Annotated in this window: 20 protein-coding genes; 15 read left to right on the top strand and 5 right to left on the bottom strand. The window is 52.1% G+C overall.

All coding sequences use genetic code 11. From position 1 onward, the window contains the following. The first annotated feature begins 146 nt into the window (after positions 1-146). Together yeiP and UC15_RS07455 are read left to right on the top strand one after the other, a co-directional pair. Positions 147-719 carry an elongation factor P-like protein YeiP gene (gene yeiP, locus UC15_RS07460; protein WP_112287850.1) on the top strand — a complete coding sequence of 191 codons (573 nt, stop codon included), beginning with the start codon at positions 147-149 and terminating at the stop codon, positions 717-719. 294 nt (positions 720-1013) lie between these two features. Next, entirely contained in the window at positions 1014-2483 is a 1470-nt protein-coding gene (locus UC15_RS07455) for a mannitol dehydrogenase family protein (RefSeq protein ID WP_112287849.1), read from the top strand. 103 nt (positions 2484-2586) lie between these two features. Here UC15_RS07455 and UC15_RS07450 read toward each other — a convergent pair whose 3' ends face one another. Both UC15_RS07450 and UC15_RS07445 read right to left on the bottom strand, forming a co-directional pair. Continuing rightward, complete coding sequence (locus UC15_RS07450; protein ID WP_112287848.1) at positions 2587-3318, bottom strand: FCD domain-containing protein; 732 nt, start codon at positions 3316-3318, stop codon at positions 2587-2589. A gap of 249 nt (positions 3319-3567) precedes the next feature. Next, entirely contained in the window at positions 3568-3879 is a 312-nt protein-coding gene (locus UC15_RS07445) for a hypothetical protein (protein WP_112287847.1), read from the bottom strand. A 211-nt stretch (positions 3880-4090) separates the two neighbouring features. On the opposite strand from UC15_RS07445, the gene UC15_RS07440 reads away from it, so the two are divergent. The 8 genes from UC15_RS07440 to yejF all read left to right on the top strand — a co-directional run bounded on the left by UC15_RS07440 (position 4091) and on the right by yejF (position 14352). Then, complete coding sequence (locus UC15_RS07440; RefSeq protein ID WP_112287846.1) at positions 4091-5074, top strand: GTP-binding protein; 984 nt, start codon at positions 4091-4093, stop codon at positions 5072-5074. 51 nt (positions 5075-5125) lie between these two features. Beyond that, positions 5126-5839: a phosphatase PAP2 family protein gene (locus tag UC15_RS07435; protein WP_112287845.1), complete on the top strand. Its 714-nt coding sequence runs from the start codon at positions 5126-5128 to the stop codon at positions 5837-5839. A gap of 427 nt (positions 5840-6266) precedes the next feature. After that, positions 6267-6842 carry a bifunctional murein DD-endopeptidase/murein LD-carboxypeptidase gene (mepS, locus tag UC15_RS07430; RefSeq protein ID WP_112287844.1) on the top strand — a complete coding sequence of 192 codons (576 nt, stop codon included), beginning with the start codon at positions 6267-6269 and terminating at the stop codon, positions 6840-6842. A gap of 275 nt (positions 6843-7117) precedes the next feature. Beyond that, entirely contained in the window at positions 7118-8593 is a 1476-nt protein-coding gene (locus UC15_RS07425; RefSeq protein ID WP_369964196.1) for a cyclic di-GMP phosphodiesterase, read from the top strand. Positions 8594-8789: 196 nt separating this feature from the next. Further along, positions 8790-10595, top strand: a complete 1806-nt coding sequence (locus UC15_RS07420; protein ID WP_112287843.1) for an extracellular solute-binding protein — start codon at positions 8790-8792, stop codon at positions 10593-10595. A gap of 10 nt (positions 10596-10605) precedes the next feature. Then, entirely contained in the window at positions 10606-11700 is a 1095-nt protein-coding gene (locus UC15_RS07415; RefSeq protein WP_112287842.1) for a microcin C ABC transporter permease YejB, read from the top strand. Further along, positions 11700-12743 carry an ABC transporter permease gene (locus UC15_RS07410; RefSeq protein ID WP_112287841.1) on the top strand — a complete coding sequence of 348 codons (1044 nt, stop codon included), beginning with the start codon at positions 11700-11702 and terminating at the stop codon, positions 12741-12743. Before UC15_RS07415 ends, UC15_RS07410 begins: the two co-directional genes overlap by 1 nt. Before the next feature lies 1 nt (position 12744). After that, a complete protein-coding gene (gene yejF / locus UC15_RS07405) occupies positions 12745-14352 on the top strand; it encodes a microcin C ABC transporter ATP-binding protein YejF (RefSeq protein WP_112287840.1) in 1608 nt (535 codons plus the stop codon). A gap of 55 nt (positions 14353-14407) precedes the next feature. Here the strand turns inward: yejF and UC15_RS07400 are convergent, their stop codons facing one another. Next, entirely contained in the window at positions 14408-14752 is a 345-nt protein-coding gene (locus UC15_RS07400) for a YejG family protein (protein ID WP_112287839.1), read from the bottom strand. Positions 14753-15431: 679 nt separating this feature from the next. On the opposite strand from UC15_RS07400, the gene UC15_RS07395 reads away from it, so the two are divergent. From UC15_RS07395 to UC15_RS07385, 3 genes are read left to right on the top strand one after another with little or no spacing between them, the layout of a single operon-like run. Continuing rightward, positions 15432-16049 carry a sorbitol dehydrogenase family protein gene (locus UC15_RS07395; RefSeq protein WP_112287838.1) on the top strand — a complete coding sequence of 206 codons (618 nt, stop codon included), beginning with the start codon at positions 15432-15434 and terminating at the stop codon, positions 16047-16049. Then, positions 16049-17704, top strand: a complete 1656-nt coding sequence (locus tag UC15_RS07390) for a GMC family oxidoreductase (RefSeq protein ID WP_112287837.1) — start codon at positions 16049-16051, stop codon at positions 17702-17704. Before UC15_RS07395 ends, UC15_RS07390 begins: the two co-directional genes overlap by 1 nt. After that, a complete protein-coding gene (locus UC15_RS07385) occupies positions 17701-19113 on the top strand; it encodes a cytochrome c (protein WP_112287836.1) in 1413 nt (470 codons plus the stop codon). The genes UC15_RS07390 and UC15_RS07385 overlap by 4 nt, the downstream gene beginning before the upstream one ends. A gap of 60 nt (positions 19114-19173) precedes the next feature. On the opposite strand, the gene UC15_RS07380 is transcribed toward UC15_RS07385, so the two are convergent. Continuing rightward, positions 19174-19917 (bottom strand): SDR family oxidoreductase, encoded by a 744-nt coding sequence (locus UC15_RS07380; protein ID WP_112287835.1) that lies wholly within the window; start codon positions 19915-19917, stop codon positions 19174-19176. Between the two features lie 8 nt (positions 19918-19925). After that, positions 19926-20690, bottom strand: coding sequence for a gluconate 5-dehydrogenase (gene idnO, locus UC15_RS07375; RefSeq protein WP_112287834.1), 765 nt, complete (start codon positions 20688-20690; stop codon positions 19926-19928). A gap of 205 nt (positions 20691-20895) precedes the next feature. Here idnO and UC15_RS07370 point away from each other — a divergent pair, with 205 nt between their 5' ends. Continuing rightward, the gene (locus UC15_RS07370) at positions 20896-21879 is read left to right on the top strand and encodes a LacI family DNA-binding transcriptional regulator (protein ID WP_112287833.1); all 984 of its coding nucleotides are present in this window, start codon (positions 20896-20898) and stop codon (positions 21877-21879) included. Positions 21880-22212: 333 nt separating this feature from the next. Continuing rightward, positions 22213-23565, top strand: a complete 1353-nt coding sequence (locus tag UC15_RS07365) for an MFS transporter (protein WP_037036162.1) — start codon at positions 22213-22215, stop codon at positions 23563-23565. The last annotated feature ends 64 nt before the right edge of the window (positions 23566-23629 follow it).

Below are 23629 nucleotides of genomic sequence, written 5' to 3'. Positions count from 1 at the left end.
CATTTTTTACGCAGGCAGAACACACGCAAAAAATGCGTCAGAAAGCGGGTTTTTCGCGACTCTTTTTGCGCTATCTGCTTGCCTGAAATCAGCGGCGCGGGTAACGTGTCGCAAATTATTTATCTCTCTGCTGACAGGTTATTTATATGGCACGTGCTAACGAAATTAAACGCGGCTTCGTTGTGAACTACGACGGCAAATTGCTGCTGGTTAAAGATATTGATGTTCAGAGCCCAAGCGCCCGTGGTGCCAGCACCTTGTACAAAATGCGTTTCGCTGATGTACGTACTGGCGGCAAAGTAGAAGAACGCTTCAAAGGCGACGATATTCTGGATACCGTCAGCCTGACCCGTCGTAAAGTGAACTTCTCTTATGTCGATGGCGACGAATACGTGTTTATGGATGATGAAGATTTCACGCCATACACCTTCAATAAGGCGCAGATCGAAGACGAACTGTTGTTTATTCCTGAAGAAGGTTTACAGGGTATGCAGGTTCTGACGCTCGACAGCCAGCTGCTGGCGCTGGAAATGCCACAGACGGTAGATCTGGAAATCGTCGAAACGGCACCGGGCATCAAAGGTGCATCTGCCAGCTCCCGTACCAAACCGGCAGTGATGGCAACTGGCCTGAGCATTCAGGTGCCGGAATATCTGAGTTCCGGCGATAAAATTCGCATTCATATCGCAGAACGCCGTTATATGGGCCGCGCGGATTAATCAGCGCCCTGCTTGTCCCGCCAGGTATGTGGCCAGGTAAGTATTGAAGGAACGCTCCGGCGTTCCTTTTTTATTGCCCTGATTTTGCCGTTAATGCGGCAGACTCTCGATCTGCATCACAAAATCAGTGGTCGTCCGGACTTACCAATTCCCCTTTCTATCATATGACTTTACACTCTAAGCCCTGATTTCGGCTTAAATCGTCGCTTTATCCAGCACAAAATTAAACTGACGGGTAAACTGCCCCAATTTGGCCTGACCAATTATTTATTTCTGACTTGCCTGGAGTATTGCATGAAAACTATTGCCACAGCGTCTCTGCCCGCAGCAGTGTCATTGCCAGCTTATGATCGCGATGCACTGAAAAGCCGCATCGTTCATCTTGGCTTTGGCGCATTCCACCGTGCCCACCAGGCGCTGCTTACTGACCGCGTCTTAAACCTTCAGGGCGGAGACTGGGGCATTTGCGAAATCAGCCTCTTCGGTAATGAAGCGTTGATAAAAAGTCTGCGTCAGCAAGATCACCTGTTTACCGTGCTGGAGAAAGGGGCGGAAGGCAATCAGGCGATTATCATTGGCTCTGCTCATGAATCTGTCCACGGCGGTATCGACGGGCTTGATGCCGTGCTGGAAAAACTGACCGAACCTCAGGTGGCGATTGTTTCCCTGACCATCACCGAAAAAGGTTACTGCATCGAGCCGGGAACGGGCGAACTGGATCTGCAAAATCCGAAAATTCAGCAGGATCTGGCCGGTGGTCAGGCGCCATGTACCGCGCCGGGTGTGTTAGTTGAAGCGCTGCGTCTGCGTCATGAACGCGGTCTGCCGGGCTTCACCGTTTTATGCTGCGATAACATTCCTGAAAATGGCCTGGTAGTGAAAAACGCTGTGCTGGGTATGGCGAAAGCACGCTCTGCAGAACTGGCAAAATGGATCAGCGAAAACGTCTCTTTCCCGAGCACCATGGTGGACCGCATCGTTCCGGCAGCCACAGAAACCACACTGGATGAAATCACCGAAGCGCTGGGTGGTGTAACAGACCCTTGTGGTATCGCCTGTGAACCCTTCATCCAGTGGGTGGTAGAAGACCACTTCGTCGCGGGTCGTCCAGACTGGGAAAAAGCCGGTGCGCAGATGGTGTCCGACGTTCTGCCGTTTGAGCAGATGAAACTGCGTATGCTGAATGGCAGTCACTCTTTCCTCGCTTATCTGGGTTATCTGGCCGGTTATCAGCACATCAATGATTGTATGGATGACGATAACTATAAAGCCGCTGCGCATCACCTGATGCTGCATGAACAGGCGCCGACGCTGAGCGTTGAAGGTGTGGATCTTACCGCCTATGCCGACAGCCTGATTGCACGTTACAGCAATCCGGCCCTGAAACATCGCACCTGGCAAATCGCAATGGACGGCACGATGAAACTGCCGCAACGTATGCTCGATTCGATCCGCTGGCATGTGAAAAACGGGGGTTCTTATGAATTGCTGGCGCTGGGCGTGGCGGGCTGGATGCGTTATGTCGGTGGCACCGATGATGCCGGTCAGCCTATTGAGATTAAAGATCCGATGGCGGAAACGCTGGCTGAAATCGTCGCCTCTACCGCGGATGGCGAAGAACGCGTGAAAGCGCTGCTGGCGCTGAACGGCGTTTTCGGTGAGCAATTGCCACAGGAAGAGAAAGTGGTACAGGCTATTCAGGCCGCATATGCGGATCTGCAAAGGATCGGCGCGAAGAAAACCGTGGCTAAATACGTGGGTTAAGTCGGTTAGCGAGACGACTTAACGCGACATGACAATCGGTAATTGTTAAACAGTAAATATTGAACGGCTGCTCAGGCAGCCGTTTTTATGGGTGCGCCGCCTCTCAGTCATTCAGCTCTGAAGGAACGGACGAAAACAGGAAACCATCAAAGGACGGATCGTCAGCGTCAGAAACCTGCAACAGCATATCTTTTACGTTCTCCAGATGCTGCCACATTGCCTGTTTCGCGGCTTTAGGATCCCGGCGTAAAACAGCCTGCAGAATGGTCTGATGATCCTGTAACCAGATCTGATGGTAGCTTTTATCAACAACATGCTGATGGATCCCTTCCCACATCGAACTGCGCTGGCGGATCTGCCAGAGGTCATCGACCAGTTTTACCAGCACACTGTTCTGCGATGCCTGTGCCAGTAAAGCGTGAAACCGCTGGTCCTCCGCTTCGTCTGTCACGCCACGGGCAATGCAATCACGCTGGGCTTCAATCGCATCGCGCATCTGCAAAATATCCGTTTTCGTCGCCTGCATGGCGGCAAATGCGGCGACTTCACTTTCCAGCAACTGACGCGCCTGCAGCAATTCGAACGGGCCGTAGCCGCTGTCAGCCAGTTCCGGCTGGGTGTTTTCAGGCTGATTCAGCACATACACACCCGAGCCTTTGCGCACTTCCACGATTTTCTCGAGCTCAAGCATGATCAGCGCTTCACGCACCACGCTGCGGCTGACGGAATAGGATTCAGCAATATCACGTTCAGGAGGAAGACGATCGCCGGACGCATATTTTCCGGCATGGATATCACGGCGCAAATGACCGCCAATTTCCTGATAAAGTCGCATATTTTCGCCCCTGTCTGTAACACGCACTCAATTGGTCTGACAACTGATGACATGCACTGATGCCTGAAATAAGAGAGAAAATTATAACATGTCGGCACAAAGGGAAAGGACGGGAGATGAAAACTGACGGCCCGATCAAAACAGGGCCAGCCAGTTTGCGAAGTTGTCCGACCAAATCAAGATAGATTGCGTTATCACGATCATTGTCCGGCACGAAATGCATTAAAGATGTTAATTATTTACGGGTATTTAGTTATAGCTTACCGTGACCACTGCAAGATGAGGATCATTGTTGATATGCTTTGTGGTGACCTGTCCGAGAGACAGGGGCAGCGCGAAAGAAGAAGGTGTTTGCACATTCAACGTGTGAACTTGCGACACCTGTTTTCCGCCGCGATCACAGTCGCTGATCACCCTGTTACTCGCGGCCTTGAAGTTACATCCCCCTTCAACAATTGCCCCCGTGAAATGTATGACGCCGCCTGTAGCAGCCGCATTGGCAAACTGAATCGTCCCTGAGGCCATGATTCCCAAAAACAGTAAACTGGTCATTCTGTTCATGGTGACACCTCGTTGTAATTATAGAATTTAAAATTTACGCAACCGCCATTTAACATTAATACATCTAATGGAATTTACATGGCGAAAGGCAAAATAATTTGTTGCCCTTTCGGGCTGAATTAAGCAATCCATGTTATTCATCGGCACAAAACTGGATTTTCTTAACCGGTCGCTGCAAATTGATGGGTGAATTTTTAAAAGGATGTGACCCATGACCAAAACCAACCTGATCACCGGCTTTCTGGGAAGCGGTAAAACCACCACGCTACGCCACCTGCTGACGCTGAAGCCTGAAGGTGAAAAATGGGCCGTGCTGGTCAATGAGTTCGGAGAGATTGGAATCGATGGCGCGCTGCTGGCGGACAGTGGTGCAGTATTGAAGGAAATCCCCGGCGGATGCATGTGCTGCGTTAATGGCTTACCGATGCAGGTCGGGCTGAACATGTTATTGCAGCAGGCAAAACCTGACCGGCTGCTGATCGAACCCACCGGCCTGGGTCATCCGAAGCAAATCCTTTCTTTATTAACCTCTGACGTCTACAGCAACTGGCTGACGCTGAATGCCACATTGTGTTTGCTCGATCCGCGCCAGCTGAGTGAACAGCGCGTCATTGAAAATGAAAACTTCCGCGACCAGCTTGCCGTGGCGGATGTGATTGTTGCCAACAAAGCGGATGTGACGCAGGAAAGTGACCGGCAGGCGCTGGAAAAATGGTTCAGCGAACATGGCCGTGAACGCCGCCTGGTGGTGGCTTCTCAGGGTGAGATTGCCCCTGCCCTGCTGGATTTACCGCGCCTTAATCACACCGAATTGCCTGACGGCCAGCATCATCATGCTCATATATCAAAGCGCGGACTGGCGGCTCTGAGCCTGCCTGAAAAGCAGCGCTGGAGACGTGCGCTCAATGAAGCCGACGGTTTTACCAGTTGCGGCTGGATATTTGATGGCGAAACGGTTTTTGACACCGCGGGCATGCTCGACTGGGCACGAGCCGCGCCGGTTGACCGCGTGAAAGGCATCATTCGTATTAAAGAAGGCGCGCTGATGATTAATCGTCAGGGCAATGATCTAAAAATCGAAACAAGGTCGATGGCGCCTTTAGACAGCAGAATTGAGCTCATTACGCAAAATGAAACCCAGTGGAATGTTCTGCAATCGTCTTTGTTGAGGATTCGTTTAAGTTGTAAGGATTAAGTTAACGCCCATTACGTTAATCGTTACCCTGCTAAGAATAGGTCTTCATATATGTGGCGCCGAAATATTCCTGCAATCCTGGTACTCAATGTCTTAGGTGTTGCTCTTTTTCTATCTTTCTATTTACCTGCAAACCACGGTTTCTGGTTCCCGATTGATAAGTCGATCTTCTTCTTCTTCAACCAGCATCTGGCGACTGACGCGTGGTTCCTGCATCTGGTCGCAGTAACCAATAACCGCGCCTTTGATCTAATTTCATTGCTGGCCATGGGTTTGCTCTATCTGAGCTATTTCCTGAAGCAGGACACCGCCGGGCGCCGCCGTTACATCATTATTGGTTTCGTGATGCTGCTGACCGCCGTGGTGCTTAACCAGCTCGGTCATTTACTGCCGGTCAGTCACAAGAGCCCTTCGCTGAGCTTTCCGGGTGTAAACCGGGTCAGCCAGCTGACCGGTATCCCGACAAAAGATGCGTCCTCTGACAGCTTCCCCGGCGACCACGGCATGATGCTGATTATTTTTTCCTGCTTTATGCTGCGCTATCTGAGTAAATCAGCCTTCTTTATTGCCCTGATGATCACCATCATCTTCTCACTGCCGCGTGTGATGATTGGCGCACACTGGTTTACGGACATTGCCGTGGGTTCAATGTCCGTCGTCCTGGTGGGTGCAAGCTGGTGGCTGATGACACCGGCCAGCGATATATTGATTAACTGGCTTGAGGGCAAACTGCCGGGTAAAAAAATTCCTAAAAAAACGGCATAATTTTGCATTCATACAAATAAATTATGGTCAGGCAGATGTTGATGATCTGCCTGACCTTTTTTTCATACAATTCCCGGATATACTTTGCTGAAATTTGCACGTGGAAGCCGCTTGTGGCGCGGTTTTAACCCAAATTAGTATATAAATCACCCATCCTTTTTAACATCTTTACTAACATCAGCTTACATCACAATTTCTTATAAAAAATCCCACAAAACCTCTCGCAATCCCTTATTCATTACGGTACTCTCCAAATCGCCCGCATAGAAATGTGACAAAAACACCCGTATTGAAGGAAAAAACGTGCTCTAACGCACATTTTACCCGTCTGGTATTTGTCCCCACTAATTGTGGCAGGTAGTCTCGCTTCGTTTGGCAATTTTAATAACGATTTCATCGTTAAGGACAGCAAGGGATAACAACAATAATGGTCAAGTCTCAACCGTTTATGAGATATATCACGCGGATGATTCCCGCAATTGGCGCAGCAATTCTTCTCTCTGCGTGTAGTGGTATGCATTCTTCGAACACAGAAAGCGCACAAACTGATATGCGTGCAGTAAATGACAAAGACGGTCTTCTACTGCAAGCCTCTCAGGATGAATTCGAAGCAATGGTTCGTAACGTCAACGTTAAATCCAAAATTATGGATCAGTACGCTGACTGGAAAGGCGTTCGTTATCGGTTAGGCGGCGACAGCAAGCGTGGTATCGATTGCTCAGCGTTCGTTCAGGTAACATTCCGCGAACAATTTGGTATGGATCTCCCTCGTTCGACTTATGAACAGGAAGAAAAGGGCAAGAAAGTTCAGCGCACGAAATTGCGTCCGGGTGATCTGGTTCTGTTCCGTGCAGGTTCTACAGGCCGTCACGTCGGTATTTATTTAGGTAATGATCAGTTTGTTCATGCATCCACCAGCAACGGTGTGATGATTTCAAATCTGAAAGAGTCCTACTGGAATGCCCGTTATCGTGAAGCAAGACGAGTTTTAGCTAACGGTTAATCCCGTTAACTTATGATTTAGTTCTTGTTGTCCTATGCCAAGCGAATAAAAAAACGTCATCTCCGGATGGCGTTTTTTTATGCCTGTAATAAAGTGTATTTAGTGTCTGATGTTTTTTTGACTACGTTATACTTTTATTTCCTCGGCGAGAGAAAGGGCAAAACATATGGGTTTAAAAACGGCGTTAACACACACCGTATTACCCAAGCGCCGATATTTAAAACAAAGCATCCTTTTTTCAGCTCTGTTTTTTATTTTTTTTTACTGCCGTCACCCTGACCGTCATTAAAACCAATACCCTTCGCGAGCAAGAACAAATCGCACAGCGAACCGCCCGTTATGCGGCTGACTATTTACATCAACTCTCCGACACGATGGGTAAAATTGCATTACTCACCGATGAGCCCTGCAACTCCATTGCGGGTGAATTAAATCGATATGCCGCATTCAGCGTGGGTGTGCGTGATTTTCAACTGGTGCGCGATGGAATAGTTTTTTGTTCTTCTGCCTCCGGCAACCAGAGTATTCCCGCCAACAGTTCACTGCATGACATCAGTTTCGATAAAACGATGAGTATCGATCTGCAAATGGGGACGCCCGCCGTGCCTAATCGCGCGGTGATCATCTTCTGGCAGCGCAATCCCGGTGCGCATAATGATGGTGTGATCGCCACGCTTGAGCTGACGCTCTCGCCGTATATGCTGTTTGCTCAACCGGGTACCGGTTATCGTGGATTCGCCTTGCTGGTCGGGGATTCAGCACTGATCTCAGCCCAGGATCAGCTGGTTCCAGTGAGTAAATTACCGGACAGCCATTTTACGGAGGCCAAAATTGAAGGCTATCCGTTTACCGTGCGTCTCTACTCCCCTACCCTGACCGGTGATGGCGTGCTGTTTACAATGTCCGGTGGATTGCTGCTGAGCCTGATGGTGTGCGCCCTGATTTATCACAGCCTGCTAAACCGCCATGATGTTGAGCGCGTGATCCTGCGTGGTCTGAAAAATAAAGAGTTCTTTGTTGAATACCAGCCGGTTATCGATTCAAAAAGCCTGAAAGTGTCCGGCGTGGAGGCCTTGCTGCGCTGGCAGCATCCGATTGAGGGCCGTATCCCACCGGATGTTTTTATCGGCTACGCCGAAAATCAGGGACTAATCGTCGAACTGACCCAACACATGATGGCACTGGTGGCGGCGGACGCCCATACCTTGCAACATGCTTTTCCTGAACACGCAAAACTCAGTATTAACATTTCTCCTCATCATATGAATAAAATCAGTTTTCATGACGATGTGATGAATTTTATCGAGGCTTTACCGGAGAATGCTTTTCAGGTGGTGTTTGAAATCACTGAACGCGGCATGATTGATACCGACGGTGCGTTACGGGAATTTAACTGGCTGCGCCGTCATAAGATTGAAATCGCCATCGATGACTTCGGCACCGGCCACAGCGCCCTGATTTATCTTGAGAAGTTTACGCTGGATTATCTGAAAATTGACCGCGGTTTTGTAATGTCTATCGATCAGAAGACCCTGATTGCGCCGGTACTGGATACCGTCCTGAGGCTCACGGAAGAACTGAAGATCAAAACTGTTGCAGAAGGCGTCGAAACTGAAATGCAGGCAGAATATCTGCGCAATCACGGCGTGACCTATTTGCAGGGATATCTGTATAGCAAGTCGTTAGGCGTACCCGAGCTTCTGGTCTTTATCCTGGATTTCAACGAAAAAGATGCCACCTGGCAGATTTGACCTGCATCAGCCCCGCATCTTTTGTGCCATTTTTCTTTTAGGCGTCTGCATCTGGTTGTGATAAAAAGGCCGGAATCAGGGATGAAATCTAAGGCTGATGCGTTACAAGGTCTTAGCGATCAATTGATTAAGCCCGAACAATAATCTGCGGCATGGCCGCATGATGCTCTCACCCTCACAGGAGTGCTGATTCAGGATGTTTTCTCGCGTGTTTGCCGGTGTGCTGTGCCTGCTGAGCCTCAGCGCACAAGCCGAAGTCATACAGGACAGCTATGCGTTTGCCATTTTAGGCGAACCTAAATATGTCTCTAACTTCACCAGTTTTGACTACGTCAATCCCGCCGCGCCGAAGGGCGGACAGATTACGCTGGCCGCTATCGGCACCTATGACAACTTTAACCGCTTTGCCTCACGGGGCAATCCGGCGGCACGCAGCGGCTCGCTTTACGACAGCCTGTTTACCACTTCCAGCGACGAAATCGGCAGTTATTATCCGCTGATTGCCGATTCAGCCCGTTATGACAGCCAGTACCGTTGGGTCGAAGTGGACATCAATCCGCGCGCCCGTTTTAACGACAACACGCCAATTACCGCCAGCGACGTGGCATTCAGCTTCAAAAAGTTCATGACCGAAGGCGTACCGCAATTTCGTGTGGTTTATAAAGGGGTGGAAGTTAAAGCTATATCACGTCTGACGGTGCGGATGGTCTTGCCGAAACCGGATAAAGACATGATGCTCGGCCTGCTGGGTTTGCCTGTTTTGCCTCAGGTGTTTTGGGAAAAACATAAATTCAACGAACCGCTGAGCACGCCACCACCGGGCAGCGGACCTTACCGCATCAGCGATTATAAACTCGGTCAGTACATCACTTATTCGCGCGTTCCTGACTACTGGGCCGCCAATTTACCGGTAAACCGCGGGCGTTATAATTTCGATACCATCCGCTACGACTATTATCTGGATGATAATGTCGCGCTGGAAGCCTTTAAATCCGGTGCCTTTGATTTCCGTATGGAATCCTCGCCAAAAAACTGGGCAACACAGTATCAGGGCGGCAATTTCAGCAAAAATTTCATCGTGAAAGCCGATGAAGAGAACCAGGCCGCGCAGGATACACGCTGGCTGGCTTTCAATCTTCACCGACCGCAATTTGCCGACCGCAAAGTGCGTGAGGCCATTACTCTGGCGTTCGATTTTGACTGGATGAATAAGGCGCTCTATTTCGGTGCTTATCAGCGGGTGAACAGCTATTTCCAGAATACCGAATATGCGGCAAAAGATTATCCGAACTCTGCCGAACTGGCCTGGCTCGGGCCGCTGAAAGGTCAGGTGCCTGCGGAAGTCTTTACCTCGCTGTATCAGCCGCCCCGTTCCGATGGCAGCGGCAATGACCGCGCCAATCTGCTGAAAGCCACGACACTGCTGAAAGAAGCGGGCTGGGAAGTCCAAGATCAGGTGCTGGTGAACAGTAAAACCGGCAAGCCGTTTACGTTTGAACTGCTGCTACCGGGCGGCGGAAACTCGCAGTACGTGTTGCCGTTCCAGCATAATCTGCAACGTCTCGGCATCAAAATGTCGATCCGCGAAGTGGATAACTCGCAGTTCGTGCGCCGTATGCGCCAGCGAGATTACGATATGATCCCGACGGTTTATCCTGCGACGTCTTATCCGAGCAGCGATTTGCGGATTTACTGGAATACCCAATATCTGGATTCCACGTACAACAAATCGGGTATCAGCGATCCGGCCATCGATAAACTGACCGATAACATTGCTGCGAATCAGGGCAAACCCGACGCGCTGTTAGCTCTCGGACATGCGCTGGATCGCGTTCTGACCTGGAATAGGGTGATGATCCCGATGTGGTACACCAATCATGAACGCTATGCGTACTGGGATAAATTCTCGATGCCAGCAGTCGCCCCGTCCAACGGAATGGAACTCGACACATGGTGGTACGACGTAAACCGCGCAGCCCGTTTACCTGCGCAACGCCGCTGAGGAGCAGAGTGTGGCCGCCTATCTGTTAAGACGACTCCTTCTGGTGATCCCGACGCTGTGGGCGATCATCACGATTAACTTTTTCATTGTGCAAATTGCGCCCGGCGGACCGGTCGATCAGGCCATTGCCGCCATTGAAATGGGGCAATCCAGTGGCTTACCTGGCGCCAGTTCCGGCAGTGGCAATGGTAAAGCGTCACCGGGTCTGGCGCAGTTTGGTGAAGGTCAGTATCGTGGCGCACGCGGCCTTGACCCGGAAGTGATCGCCGAGATAACCCACCGTTTCGGTTTCGATAAGCCTCTGCATGAACGGTATTTTGAGATGTTATCAAACTACGTTCGCTTCGATTTTGGCGACAGCCTGTTCCGCGGTTCTTCCGTGATGGGTCTGGTGAAAAGCGCGCTGCCGGTTTCCGTCACTATCGGCCTGTGGAGCACGCTGATTATCTATCTGGTGTCTGTTCCGCTTGGCATTCGCAAAGCCGTACGCAACGGCTCTCGGTTCGATACCTGGAGCAGTTCGGTGATTATCGTCGGCTATGCCGTCCCTTCCTTTTTATTTGCTATCTTATTGATTGTGCTGTTTACCGGCGGCAGTTATCTCGACTGGTTCCCGCTGCGCGGCCTGACGTCGCCGAATTTCGATACCCTGCCGTGGTACGGCAAAGTGACCGATTATCTCTGGCACATCACATTGCCGGTGCTGGCAACGGTGATAGGCGGATTTGCCACCTTGACCATGCTGACTAAAAACTCGTTTATGGATGAAGTGGGCAAGCAATATGTGGTGACCGCGCGCGCTAAAGGGCTGAACGAGAAACAGATTTTGTACCGGCATGTGTTTCGCAACGCGATGCTGCTGGTGATCGCCGGGTTTCCTGCCACTTTTATCAGCATGTTTTTCACCGGCTCGTTGCTGATTGAAGTGATGTTCTCCTTACAGGGCCTGGGATTGCTTGGCTACGACGCCATCGTACAGCGCGATTTCCCGGTGATTTTCGGCACGCTGTATGTTTTCACGCTGATTGGATTGCTGCTTAATATCGTCAGCGATATCACTTACACGCTGGTTGACCCGCGTATCGATTTTGAGGGCCGCCAGTAATGAGCCTTTTTAAACTGAACTCCGTCAGTCAGGCGCGCTGGGCGCGTTTTTGCCAGAACCGCCGTGGTTACTGGTCACTTTGGATTTTCATGGTGATGCTGATCCTGGTGCTGTTATCCAACGTCCTCGCCAACGACAAACCCCTGCTGGCACGTTATCAGGGACATCTCTATGTGCCGTTTCTGGTGAATTACAGCGAAACGACATTTGGTGGTGAGCTGGAAACGCCAACCGATTATCAGGATCCGTTTGTCGTGCGCCAGATTGAAGACCACGGCTGGGCGATCTGGGCACCGATCCGCAGCAGTTATAACTCCATTAACTTTTCTACCGCGCAGCCCTTCCCTTCACCCCCTTCTTCTCAAAACTGGCTGGGCACCGACAGCAACGGTCACGATGTGCTGGCGCAAATTCTCTACGGCCTGCGGATTTCACTGTTCTTCGGCATTATGCTGACCGTACTGACTTCAGTGATTGGCATTATGGCCGGTGCCACACAGGGCTATTACGGCGGGCTGATTGACCTGCTCGGGCAGCGTTTTATCGAAGTGTGGTCCAGTATTCCGACGCTGTTCCTGATTATCATTCTGGCAAGCGTCGTGCAGCCTAATTTCTGGTGGCTGCTGCTGATCACGGTGCTTTCTGGCTGGATGACGCTGGTGAGCGTGGTGCGCGCCGAATTCCTGCGTACCCGTAACTTTGATTATATCCGCGCCGCGCAGGCCATGGGCGTCAGTGACAGCGCCATTATGCGCCGCCATATGCTGCCCAATGCCATGGTGGCGACGCTGACGTATCTGCCGTTTATCCTGTGTGGTTCCATTACTACCCTGACATCGCTGGACTTCCTCGGCTTCGGACTGCCGCTGGGTTCGCCGTCACTCGGTACCTTGCTGATGGAAGGTAAAAACAATTTGCAGGCGCCGTGGCTTGGCATCAGCGCATTCGTGGTGCTGGCTGCCTTACTGTCATTACTGATTTTCATTGGTGAAGCCGTTCGCGACGCCTTTAATCCGTCCGCACATCATCATGAGGCGCTCTGAAATGACAGACTCTCCTCTCTTACAAATCAAAAATCTCAGCGTCGCCTTCCGTCAGGGTAGCCAGCAGCGGGAAGTGGCCACCGATGTGTCGCTCGATATTCATGCCGGTGAAACCTTAGCGCTGGTCGGTGAATCCGGTTCCGGCAAAAGCGTCACCGCGCTGTCGGTATTACGCCTGCTGCCCTCTTCGGTGAGTTATCCGCAGGGCGATATTGTGTTTGCCGGGCAATCGCTGCTTCATGCTGACAGCACGACCCTGCGCCAGATCCGTGGCAATGAAATTTCGATGATTTTTCAGGAACCGATGGTGTCGCTCAATCCGCTGCATACGCTGGAAAAACAGCTCGCAGAAGTGCTGATGCTGCACCGTAATCTGCGCGGTGAGGCGGCACGCAGCGAAATTCTGCGTTGTCTGGATCGCGTGGGTATCCGTCAGGCCGCCTCGCGCCTGAGAGATTTTCCGCATCAGCTTTCCGGCGGTGAACGCCAGCGCGTGATGATTGCCATGGCGGTGCTGACCCGCCCGAAACTGCTGATTGCCGATGAACCGACCACCGCGCTGGATGTTTCCGTTCAGGCACAGATTTTATCGCTGCTGGATGAACTCAAGCAGGAAATGGGCATGGCGATGCTGTTTATCACCCATAACCTGCGCATAGTGCGCCGTCTGGCGGACACCGTGGCGGTGATGCAGAACGGTCGCGTGGTGGAACAGCAACCCCGCGCCACGCTGTTCAGCCAGCCACAGCACCCGTATACGCGCCAGTTATTACAAGCTGAACCTCAGGGTCACCCGCAACCGCTGAAAGGCGATGCTTCCGTGCTGCTCGACGTCAAAAATCTGGATGTGGGTTTCCCGATAAAACGTGGACTGTTGCGCCGGACCGTGGGTATCAAACATGCGGTGAATCAGGTGAGTTTTCAGTTGCGTCGCGGCGAAAGCCTTGGCGTGGTGGGTGAATCCGGTTCAGGTAAAAGCACCACCGGTCTGGCGTTGCTGCGTCTGATGAGGTCACAGGGCGAAATCTGGTTCGACGGCCAGCCGCTGCACACCTTTTCGCGCAAAAAAATGCTGCCGTTCCGCAGCCGGATACAGGTGGTTTTTCAGGATCCGTTCTCGGCACTGAATCCGCGATTCACAGTCGGGCAGATTATTGCTGAAGGTTTGCTGGTTCACCGGAAAATCAGCGAACAGGAGCGGGAACAGGAAGTGATCCGCGCCATGCAGGAAGTAGGATTAGATCCGGAGTCGCGCCATCGCTATCCAACGGAGTTTTCCGGCGGTCAGCGCCAGCGTATTGCGATTGCCCGCGCGCTGATTTTACAGCCGGAAATGCTGATCCTGGATGAGCCGACGTCATCGCTGGATAAATCGGTGCAGGCGCAGATTCTGACGATCCTCAGTGAGCTGCAACAGCGCCACGGCCTGACGTATCTGTTTATCAGCCATGATTTACACGTGGTGCGGTCTTTATGCCACCAGCTGATGGTATTGCGAAACGGGGAAGTGGTCGAACAGGGAGATTGCGAGCAGATTTTTACCGCGCCGCAACAGACTTATACCCGCGAGTTACTGGCAGCATCGGACGCATTCGACATAATCGAATAGCACCGGCGAACAGGCGCAGAAGGAAATCGCCTGAAAGCATGTCGTTTCAGGCGGTTCAGAAAGGATAAAGTGCGGTGACGGATTCTGCGATCGCGGCGCCGATATTCTTCAGGCAGCAAAGCGTGGCGCTTTCATCTTCACGATGAACAAACAGGCAGGGTTCACCGTCAATTTCTACGATTGCGGCTTTAACCTGAATATCTTCTAACGCATTCGTCAGCTGGTGCATAACCTGCCAGGCGAGTTCACCCTCATGGCTGAGCAGTTTCAGGCCAATCAGATTGTTATCTTCATCGTTACCAGGCAGCGGAATCGGTTCAACTTTGATACCGGCAAAACCCGACAACCAGCGATAACTTTGCGGTAAACGATGTACTACCGAAAGTTGGATATTATTCACGTGGTTCCCCAGACAGTGATTCAAACATCTTATACGAGATGTTTTTACAAAATCGCTACAACTGTACAGCTTAAGTTATAGCCGACAGTCTTCGCTTTGCCCAACTTGCGCTCAAATAATTAACATTAAATTAACGTCGCCAGATACAAAACTACAGACTTAGCATATTTTTATGTCTGTCTCCGGATAATCTGAGAGGCAGATCTCATTTTGGCCTATTTGTAACCTTTTCCGGCTTGATCTACAACCATTTTAATCATTTGGCGTTACTTTTAATTGCTTATTCGTTTACATTTAATATACAAATGACGATCCCGAAAAATGCCACAAAATCATATTACCCATTATATATCAAATGATTACAGAGTAATCACGTAAAGTAACTGTCAAAGACAGTTGTTAATTTCAGCCTGAAATGAACCAGTTGGTTACAAAATTTTCCGCGGCGCATCATACGTTAAAATCTGGATCTAATGTTAATAAATCCGCACAATTTGTTTGCACAAATCCCTCTTCTTTGGCTTATCATCCGCGCCGTTATAAGTGGTATACCCTATCGGGACAGATATCGGCTGGAACTAACCCGCTGATAAATCACGCATTACCCAAATTATAATAAGAATCAGACAAGCGAATTCACTGCCGTTTGGCAAAACAACCCATTCCCAGCGAGAAAGAGATGGAAAACGATCCTTCAATCATTGGAAGCAACTCACCAGAAAATGGAACCGGTTTCAGTCGCCGTGAACTGCTGAAAGGTCTCACCTCCGCGATGGTGGCGACCACCCTGCTCGGCTTCCCTTTCCTGAGCCAGGCGGAGAAAGAAACCGCCACGCAAGAGCCGGTCATCTTCGGTCAGTTCTATCTGGTATCACAGGCCATCACTGAGCATAAAAATATCAGTGAAGGTTCTTCCGCTCAGATTTTTAACGCCTTTTATCGTTCACAGCCTGATTTCCCTGCACAGGTCAGCAAGTTACATGCGCTGGTGAAACCGGGTCAGGCGGCGAAAGATTTGCAGGAAGTGGCAAAGCAAAACGGTCTGGGTGAACTGGTCACCAGTATCGTCACTGCGTGGTATACCGGCACGGTCGGACATGGAACCGATTCCATTTTGATTTCATACAAAGATGCGCTGATGTATCGCCCGGTGAGTGACGGCCTGATTGTGCCGACTTACTGCGGTAATGGTCCGCTGTACTTCACCGCTGCGCCTCCTGCCGCAGCGATGCCGGAATCCATGAACGCCGATCGTTTTACCAATCCTTCTGAAACAAATGTTGTGAGCAAAGCCTGATGAAAAAACCAGAATTTACTGCAGATGGCGATGCGTCTGCTGATGTGATTGTTGTCGGTTCCGGCATCGTGGGCGGCATGATTGCCGATCAGCTGGTCAGCCAGGGACATTCCGTGCTGGTGCTGGAAGCAGGCTTACGCATTGAGCGCGCTCAGGCTGTGGAAAACTGGCGCAATATGCCTTTCGAAAACCGCGCAGGCTCTGACTTCCAGGGTTTGTATCCGCAGTCAGAAAAAGCCCCCGCTCCGCTGTACTTCCCGGAAAATAGTTACGTCCACCTGACCGGGCCGAGCGCCAGCAGTTTCAAACAGGGTTATCTGCGCACCGTCGGCGGCACTACCTGGCACTGGGCGGCGTCCTGCTGGCGTCACGTTCCTAACGATTTCAAAATGAAAACGTTATACGGCGTGGGCCGCGACTGGCCGATTTCATACGATGAACTCGAACCTTATTATTGCCGCGCGGAAGAAGAAATTGGCGTCGCGGGCCCGAATGATCCTGAGCTGCAATCCCCTTCCGAGCGCAGCAAACCCTATCCGATGGAACAGGTGCCATACGGTTACGGCGATACGCGTTTCGCTGAAATTGTGAACCCGCACGGTTACCGTTCGGTGCCAATCCCACAAGGGCGCAGCACGCGTCCGTGGAACGGTCGCCCGACCTGTTGCGGTAACAACAACTGCCAGCCGATCTGCCCGATTGGCGCGATGTATAATGGTATTGCTCACGTGGAGCGCGCAGAAAACAAAGGCGCTGTGGTGCTGGCCGAAGCGGTGGTCTACAAAATCGACACCGATGAAAACAACAATGTGACCGCCGTTCACTGGCTGGACAGCGATAAAAAATCGCACAAAGCCACCGGTAAAGTTTTCGCACTGGCCTGTAACGGTATCGAAACTCCGCGTCTGCTGCTGATGGCGGCTAACGAAAAGAATCCGAACGGCATCGCCAACTCGTCTGATCACGTTGGCCGTAACATGATGGACCACTCCGGTTTCCACTGTACGTTCATCGCCAAAGAGCCGCTGTGGATTGGTCGTGGTCCGGCGCAGAGCAGTTGTCTGGTCGGCCCGCGCGACGGCGATTTCCGCAAAGATTATTCTGCCAACAAAATGATCCTCAACAACATCAGCCGCGTGATCCCGGCGACGTCCAAAGCGTTGCAGATGGGGCTGGTTGGTAAAGAGCTGGATGAGGAAATCCGCCGCCGCTCGATCTTTGGCGTGGACTTATCTATCAGCCTGGAACCGTTGCCGGATCCGAATAACCGCCTGACGCTCAGCACCACCCGTAAAGATCCGCACGGTCTGCCGTGCCCTGACATTCATTACGATGTCGGCGATTACGTGCGCAAAGGTGCAGAAGCCGCGCATAAGCAGCTGGAACACATTGGTTCTCTGTTTATGGCCGAAGAATTCAACATCACCACAAGCCTGAACGCCAATAACCACATCATGGGCGGCACCATCATGGGCAGTGATCCGAAAGATTCCGTGGTGAACGGCGAATGCCGTGCGCACGACCACGCTAACCTGTGGTTGCCGGGCGGCGGTGCGATTCCGTCATCAAGCGTGGTGAACAGTACGCTGACGATGGCCGCACTCGGCCTGAAAGCAGCAGACGATATGGCGAAAAAACTGGCAGGTGCAGCATGAAAAAACTTCTCACCGCCTGTCTGCTGAGCGCTGCATTCGGGGGCTTTGCCGCCAGCGCGATGGCCGATGACACTCAGGCTGCACTTATCCATCAGGGCCAGGACGTCGCGACAGCCGCTGACTGTCAGGCCTGTCATACCGCGCCGGAAGGCGGCAAGCCGTTTGCCGGTGGCTATGAAATCCACTCACCGATGGGTACGATTTACACCACGAACATCACGCCGTCGAAGCAGTTTGGTATCGGTAACTACACCGAAGAACAGTTTACCCGCGCGGTACGTGAAGGCGTTCGCCCTGACGGTGCAAACCTGTATCCGGCCATGCCTTACACCTCTTACAGCCATATGAGCGATGCCGACATGCACGCGCTGTATGTCTATTTCCAGCAAGGGGTGAAGCCGGTCGAGCAACCGAATGTTGAAACCGCCCTGCCGTTCCCGTTCAACATGCGTATTGCTATGGCAGGCTGGAACATCATGTACCTCGACAGCACGCCGTTTAAGCCAGATCCGTCTAAAAGCGAGCAATGGAACCGTGGCGCGTATCTGGTCAACGGTGCCGGTCACTGTGATACCTGCCACACGCCACGTAACCTGATGATGGGTTCGGTGACGGATAAACCCCTGGCGGGCGGCATGGTAGGCCCGTGGTATGCGCCAAATATCAGTTCTGATCCGGTCAGCGGTATCGGTAACTGGTCGCAGGCTCAGCTGGTGGAATACCTGAAAACCGGTCGTACCGCAGGCAAAAATCAGGCGGCAGGCGGCATGGCAGAAGCGGTGCAAAACAGCCTGCAATACATGTCTGACACTGACCTGAACGCGATTGCCTTCTACCTGAAAAACAGCACGCCAGTACGTGACCCGCGTGATACGCAGGCGGCGGATACTTTCGGTAAGCCGGTGAATGTCGAAGAAGGTCTGCGCGGTGCGCATCCATATAACGCGAACAAAACCATCGATAACGGGGCGGCATTGTTCAGCGGCTATTGCGCCAGCTGCCATCAGCCGGATGGCTCCGGCAGCGAGAATCAGGCGTATCCGTCGCTGTTCAACAACACTGCGACCGGCATGGGCAATGCGTCGAACCTGATTTCCGCCATTCTGTACGGCGTAGATCGTCAGGTCGGCGACCATCACGTGCTGATGCCAAAATTTGGCGTGGGTTCGTATGTCGGTCAGCTGGATGACCAGCAAATCGCTGACATCTCCAATTACGTGCTGAAGAACTACGGCAACGCGGCTATTCAGGTCAGTGCGAATGATGTTGCGGTGTTACGTGCAGGCGGTCCGGTCACCTTGCTGGCAAAACTGCAGCCGTTTATGGCTCCGGCAATGGTCGCGGGCGTCATAATTCTGCTGGTGCTGATTTTCTGGCTTGGCCGGAAACGCAAAATTAAAGCGGCGTAATCCGGAAACTGAAATGCAAAACGGCCCATCACGGGCCGTTTTTTATGCCTGAAACTCAGCTTAACCGCGTCCCACCAGCGGCATGGCACTCGCCATGACGGTCATGGTCAGCACGTTGGTATCCAGCGGTAAACCGGCCATAAACGCCACCGCCTCGCCGACGCGTTCCACCGGGATCACCGGTTCTTCGGCAATATGTCCGTCGGCCTGCATTCTGCCCGCCAGCGCCTTATTGCCCATATCTGTGGCCGCATTACCGATATCAATTTGCCCGCAGGCAATATTAAACGCGCGCCCGTCCAGCGCCGTGGACTTGGTCAGCCCGGTAATGGCGTGTTTGCTGGCGGTGTAGGGTGCGGAATTCGGGCGCGGCGACTGTGCTGAAATCGAGCCGTTATTGATGATGCGTCCGCCCTGCGGCGATTGCTGTTTCATCAGTTTCACCGCCGCCTGCGTACATAAAAATGCGCCGGTCAGATTGGTATTGATCACCGACAGCCAGTCTTCCACCGGCAGTTCTTCGATTGGAACATCCTTTACGTTATTACCGGCGTTATTGAACAGTAAATCCAGACGCCCGAAGGTTTCCTGAATATCCTGGAACAGCGCGGCGACCGATTGCGGGCTGGTCACATCAAGCTGGCGCGCCACCGCCTGTCCCGGCGCAAACAGCGCAACGGCCTGCTCCAGCTTTTCTTTGTTTCGTCCGGCCAGGATCACGGTAAAGCCAGTCGCTTCCAGCGCTTTGGCAGCGCTCAGCCCGATGCCGCTCCCGCCGCCAGTGATTAATGCGATTTTGTTCATTGGGCCTCCTATACCGCAGCCAGCATGCCGCCATCAATAAAGAGTAAATGACCATTCACGAAATCTGACGCCTTAGAGGACAGATAAACCGCGCCGCCGACCAGCTCTTCCGGATTGCCCCAGCGTGCAGCCGGAGTACGTTTGCACAGCCATTCGGAGAACTCTTTGTTATCCACCAGTGCCTGTGTCATATCCGTTTTGAAATAGCCCGGCGCGATGCCGTTGACCTGAATATTGTAGCGCGCCAGCTCGACACACATGCCGCGGGTCAGCATTTTTACCGCGCCCTTTGAAGCGGCGTATGGCGTGATGGTGTCGCGACCCAGCTCACTTTGCATCGAACCGATATTGATGATTTTGCCGCGCTCTCGCTGGATCATGTATCGCGCTACCGCCTGAGAAACCAGGAATACAGATTTCTGATTCACCGCAATTACGTCGTCCCAGTCTTTTTCCGGAAACTCGGTGAATTTATGACGACGCTGAATACCGGCGTTGTTTACCAGCACATCAATCGGCCCGATGGTGCTTTCGATATGATCAATCGCCTGATTCACCGCCTGACTGCTGGTGACATCGAAAGGGACGGCATGGGCGATAAAGCCTTCGGCACGCAGGGCTTCAGCGGCTTTTTGTGTCGATTCGAGTTGTGTGCCATTGACGATAATTTCTGCGCCATGCTGCGCCAGCCCTTTCGCCAGCAGGAAACCCAGACCTCGCGTCGAGCCGGTAATCAGAATCTTTTTATTATCCAGTGAGAACAAATTTGTCATGACGTTGGCCTTATTGAATGCTGATTTAAAAAGTTAGCTTCACTACACCGGTTTACCCCGCGCCAAACTGTGATGCAGATCACCTGCCGGAATGTTAAAAAACCCTGTTACTCCCGGTGTGATCCTCATCATTTTGATAACAATTTCCGGCGCTTTCTGTTTCAATAACAAGGTATCTTTGCAGGCCCAATCAGGAAAATTCCGCATGAGAAATCAGCGCGTGACACTACAGGACATCGCCCAACTGGCGGACGTCACAAAGATGACGGTCAGCCGTTTTCTGCGCACGCCGGAAAAGGTGTCTCCTGAAACCCGCGAACGCATTACGAAGGTGATGGAAGAAGTGGGATATCCGCTGGAAGAAGCCCGCGGACCGGCCAAAGCGCCGCGTATCGGCATCTTAGTGCCCTCGTTCAACAACCAGATTTTCTCCGATTTGCTGGCTGGCATTGAGTCGGTCACTTCCGCACAGGGCTTTCAGACGCTGGTGGTCAATTACGATTACAGCAAAGAACGCGAAGAAGAACATATCGTCAATCTGCTGGGTTATCAGCTGGCAGGGCTGATCCTGACCGATTCCGTGCATACGCTGAAAGCCGATAAGTACCTGAATGCTGCCGAAATTCCTGTCGCACAGGTGATGGATCTCGATGACACGCACGGGCGCATTGCGGTCGGTTTTGATAATCAGCAGGCCGGTTATGATATGGCGAATACCCTCCTCGCCAGCGGTAAAGAGCATGTGGTGTATTTCGGTTCTATGTCAGATGCCCGTGACCAGAAACGTTATCAGGGTTACAGCCGCGCTATGACTGAACGGGGTCTGACGCCGGTACATATCACGCCTAATAAAGTTTCATCGGTGTCTATCGGTGCCGGAATGTTAGCCATGGCGCGTCAGTTATATCCGCAAACCAACGCGATTTTATGTACCAATGACGATATTGCCGTCGGCGTGTTACAGGAATGTATCAAATTAGGCATCCGCGTTCCGCAGGACATGGCGATTTCCGGCTTCCATGGATTAGATATCGGGCTGGCGACCACACCATTACTGGCGAGCGTGATCACGCCGCGCTTTGAGATGGGTAAAGTAGTGGCGGAGATTTTGCTTAAAAAAATCAGAAAGTTGCCAACAATCGAACGCGTAGATCTGCACTACCGTATTTCCCTCGGCGGCACGATTTAATTCTTCTTTCAGCCTCCATTTCGCCCTTACCTCCTGCACGCGAACTCCGGTGCAGGATCACGTATGTGGTAACACCTTTTCTTAACATAATTCAACGTGACGCCTGTCACGAAATACTTTCCTCAAAATGCTTTTATTAAGTCATCGCCGAAAGACGAAATAGTAATTAGTAAATTAAACGTCGCATTGAACATGCTCTAAATAATTCGGGTTGCGGGAAGGCAGCAAGGCCGTTAATCCCCGGGAGCTTACACAAGTAAGTGACCGGGGTTGGCGGGCGCAGCCAACGCATCTGCAACCTGAAGTATGACGAGCATCACCGAGGATCACAGAATGGATAATAAGATTCCTAAGGCTCGCTGGCTTCGCGTAATAACACCAATACTTATTGCCTGCATTATTTCCTTCATGGACAGGGTTAATATTAGTTTCGCCATGCCTGGCGGAATGGATGCTGAATTAGGTATTACAGCATCAATGGCAGGTCTGGCCGCCGGTATATTCTTTATCGGCTATCTATTCCTGCAGGTTCCGGGTGGCAGTCTGGCGGTTCACGGCAGCGGACGGAAATTTATCGCCTGCTCGCTGATTGCCTGGGCGGTGATCTCCATCCTGACCGGCTTTATCACCAATCAGTATCAGTTGCTGTTCCTGCGCTTTGCGCTGGGTGTGGCAGAAGGCGGGATGTTGCCGGTGGTGCTGACCATGGTCAGCAACTGGTTCCCGGATAAGGAACGCGGTCGCGCCAATGCTTACGTGCTGATGTTCGCGCCGCTCGGCGGGATGATCACCGCACCGCTGTCGGGTCTGATTCTGGATACGCTCGACTGGCGCTGGTTGTTCATCATCGAAGGGGCATTGTCTTTCGTGGTGATGATTTTCTGGTGGTTCACCATCAGCGACCGTCCGGAAGAAGCGAAATGGCTTTCGGAGCGTGAACGCGACTATCTGGTGACGGAGCTGAACCGCGAACGTGAAGCCCTGAAAGCGCTGGCACCGGTGAATAACGCGCCGCTGAAAGAGGTGTTCCGTAACAAGTCTATCGTCAAGCTGATCATCATTAACTTCTTCTATCAGACCGGGATTTACGGCTACACCTTATGGCTACCGACCATTCTGAAAAACCTGACCGGCGGTGACATGAGTTCAGTCGGCATGCTGGCGATTATCCCTTACGTCGGCACCATGCTGGGGATTTTGGCGATGTCGGTGCTGTCGGATAAAACCGGTAAACGCCGTATGTTCATCGCCCTGCCGCTGTGTGGTTTCGCAGCCTGCCTGGCGGCGTCCGTGGCGTTCGGTCATAACATTATGGCGGCCTACGGATTCCTGGTCGGTGCCGGTTTCTTCCTGCAAGCCGCGACCAGCGCCTTCTGGACTATTCCGGGCAAAGTCACCACGCCGGAAGTCGCAGGCAGCGCACGCGGTGTGATTAACGGTCTGGGGAATCTTGGTGGTTTCTGCGGGCCATATCTGGTCGGCGTGCTGGTCAGCCTGTACGGTCAGAGCACCGCAATTTATGCGCTGGTAGCCTCATTGCTGATTGCCGCCGCGGTCACGACGTTACTGCCGAAAGAGTGCGATATGGCGCTGGTGCCGGGCGCAAAAGCCAAAGCCATGGCCGACGAATATGCCCGTGCTAAAGCCGCGCGACGCGTTCAGGGAGTGAAAGCAGAAGTGATTTAATGATCCAGCACGAAGCAGAGAAAACGGTGCTGGTTTTGCTCCTCCCCCTGCGAAGGGGGAGGTT

Origin of the sequence: Rahnella sp. AN3-3W3, from assembly GCF_003263545.1 — a bacterium.
In the GTDB taxonomy this organism is placed as follows: Bacteria; Pseudomonadota; Gammaproteobacteria; order Enterobacterales; family Enterobacteriaceae; genus Rahnella; species Rahnella variigena.
The sequence above is the reverse complement of the archived record's forward strand: the minus strand, read 5'-3'. Positions and strand labels throughout refer to the sequence as shown.

What these genes read in the sequence shown, in the direction of transcription:
- yeiP (WP_112287850.1), top strand. Translation starts at nt 147, where the DNA reads ATGGCACGTGCTAACGAAATTAAACGCGGCTTCGTTGTGAACTACGAC.
- UC15_RS07455 (WP_112287849.1), top strand. Translation starts at nt 1,014, where the DNA reads ATGAAAACTATTGCCACAGCGTCTCTGCCCGCAGCAGTGTCATTGCCA.
- UC15_RS07450 (WP_112287848.1), bottom strand. Translation starts at nt 3,318, where the DNA reads ATGCGACTTTATCAGGAAATTGGCGGTCATTTGCGCCGTGATATCCAT.
- UC15_RS07445 (WP_112287847.1), bottom strand. Translation starts at nt 3,879, where the DNA reads ATGAACAGAATGACCAGTTTACTGTTTTTGGGAATCATGGCCTCAGGG.
- UC15_RS07440 (WP_112287846.1), top strand. Translation starts at nt 4,091, where the DNA reads ATGACCAAAACCAACCTGATCACCGGCTTTCTGGGAAGCGGTAAAACC.
- UC15_RS07435 (WP_112287845.1), top strand. Translation starts at nt 5,126, where the DNA reads ATGTGGCGCCGAAATATTCCTGCAATCCTGGTACTCAATGTCTTAGGT.
- mepS (WP_112287844.1), top strand. Translation starts at nt 6,267, where the DNA reads ATGGTCAAGTCTCAACCGTTTATGAGATATATCACGCGGATGATTCCC.
- UC15_RS07420 (WP_112287843.1), top strand. Translation starts at nt 8,790, where the DNA reads ATGTTTTCTCGCGTGTTTGCCGGTGTGCTGTGCCTGCTGAGCCTCAGC.
- UC15_RS07410 (WP_112287841.1), top strand. Translation starts at nt 11,700, where the DNA reads ATGAGCCTTTTTAAACTGAACTCCGTCAGTCAGGCGCGCTGGGCGCGT.
- yejF (WP_112287840.1), top strand. Translation starts at nt 12,745, where the DNA reads ATGACAGACTCTCCTCTCTTACAAATCAAAAATCTCAGCGTCGCCTTC.
- UC15_RS07395 (WP_112287838.1), top strand. Translation starts at nt 15,432, where the DNA reads ATGGAAAACGATCCTTCAATCATTGGAAGCAACTCACCAGAAAATGGA.
- UC15_RS07390 (WP_112287837.1), top strand. Translation starts at nt 16,049, where the DNA reads ATGAAAAAACCAGAATTTACTGCAGATGGCGATGCGTCTGCTGATGTG.
- UC15_RS07385 (WP_112287836.1), top strand. Translation starts at nt 17,701, where the DNA reads ATGAAAAAACTTCTCACCGCCTGTCTGCTGAGCGCTGCATTCGGGGGC.
- UC15_RS07380 (WP_112287835.1), bottom strand. Translation starts at nt 19,917, where the DNA reads ATGAACAAAATCGCATTAATCACTGGCGGCGGGAGCGGCATCGGGCTG.
- idnO (WP_112287834.1), bottom strand. Translation starts at nt 20,690, where the DNA reads ATGACAAATTTGTTCTCACTGGATAATAAAAAGATTCTGATTACCGGC.
- UC15_RS07370 (WP_112287833.1), top strand. Translation starts at nt 20,896, where the DNA reads ATGAGAAATCAGCGCGTGACACTACAGGACATCGCCCAACTGGCGGAC.
- UC15_RS07365 (WP_037036162.1), top strand. Translation starts at nt 22,213, where the DNA reads ATGGATAATAAGATTCCTAAGGCTCGCTGGCTTCGCGTAATAACACCA.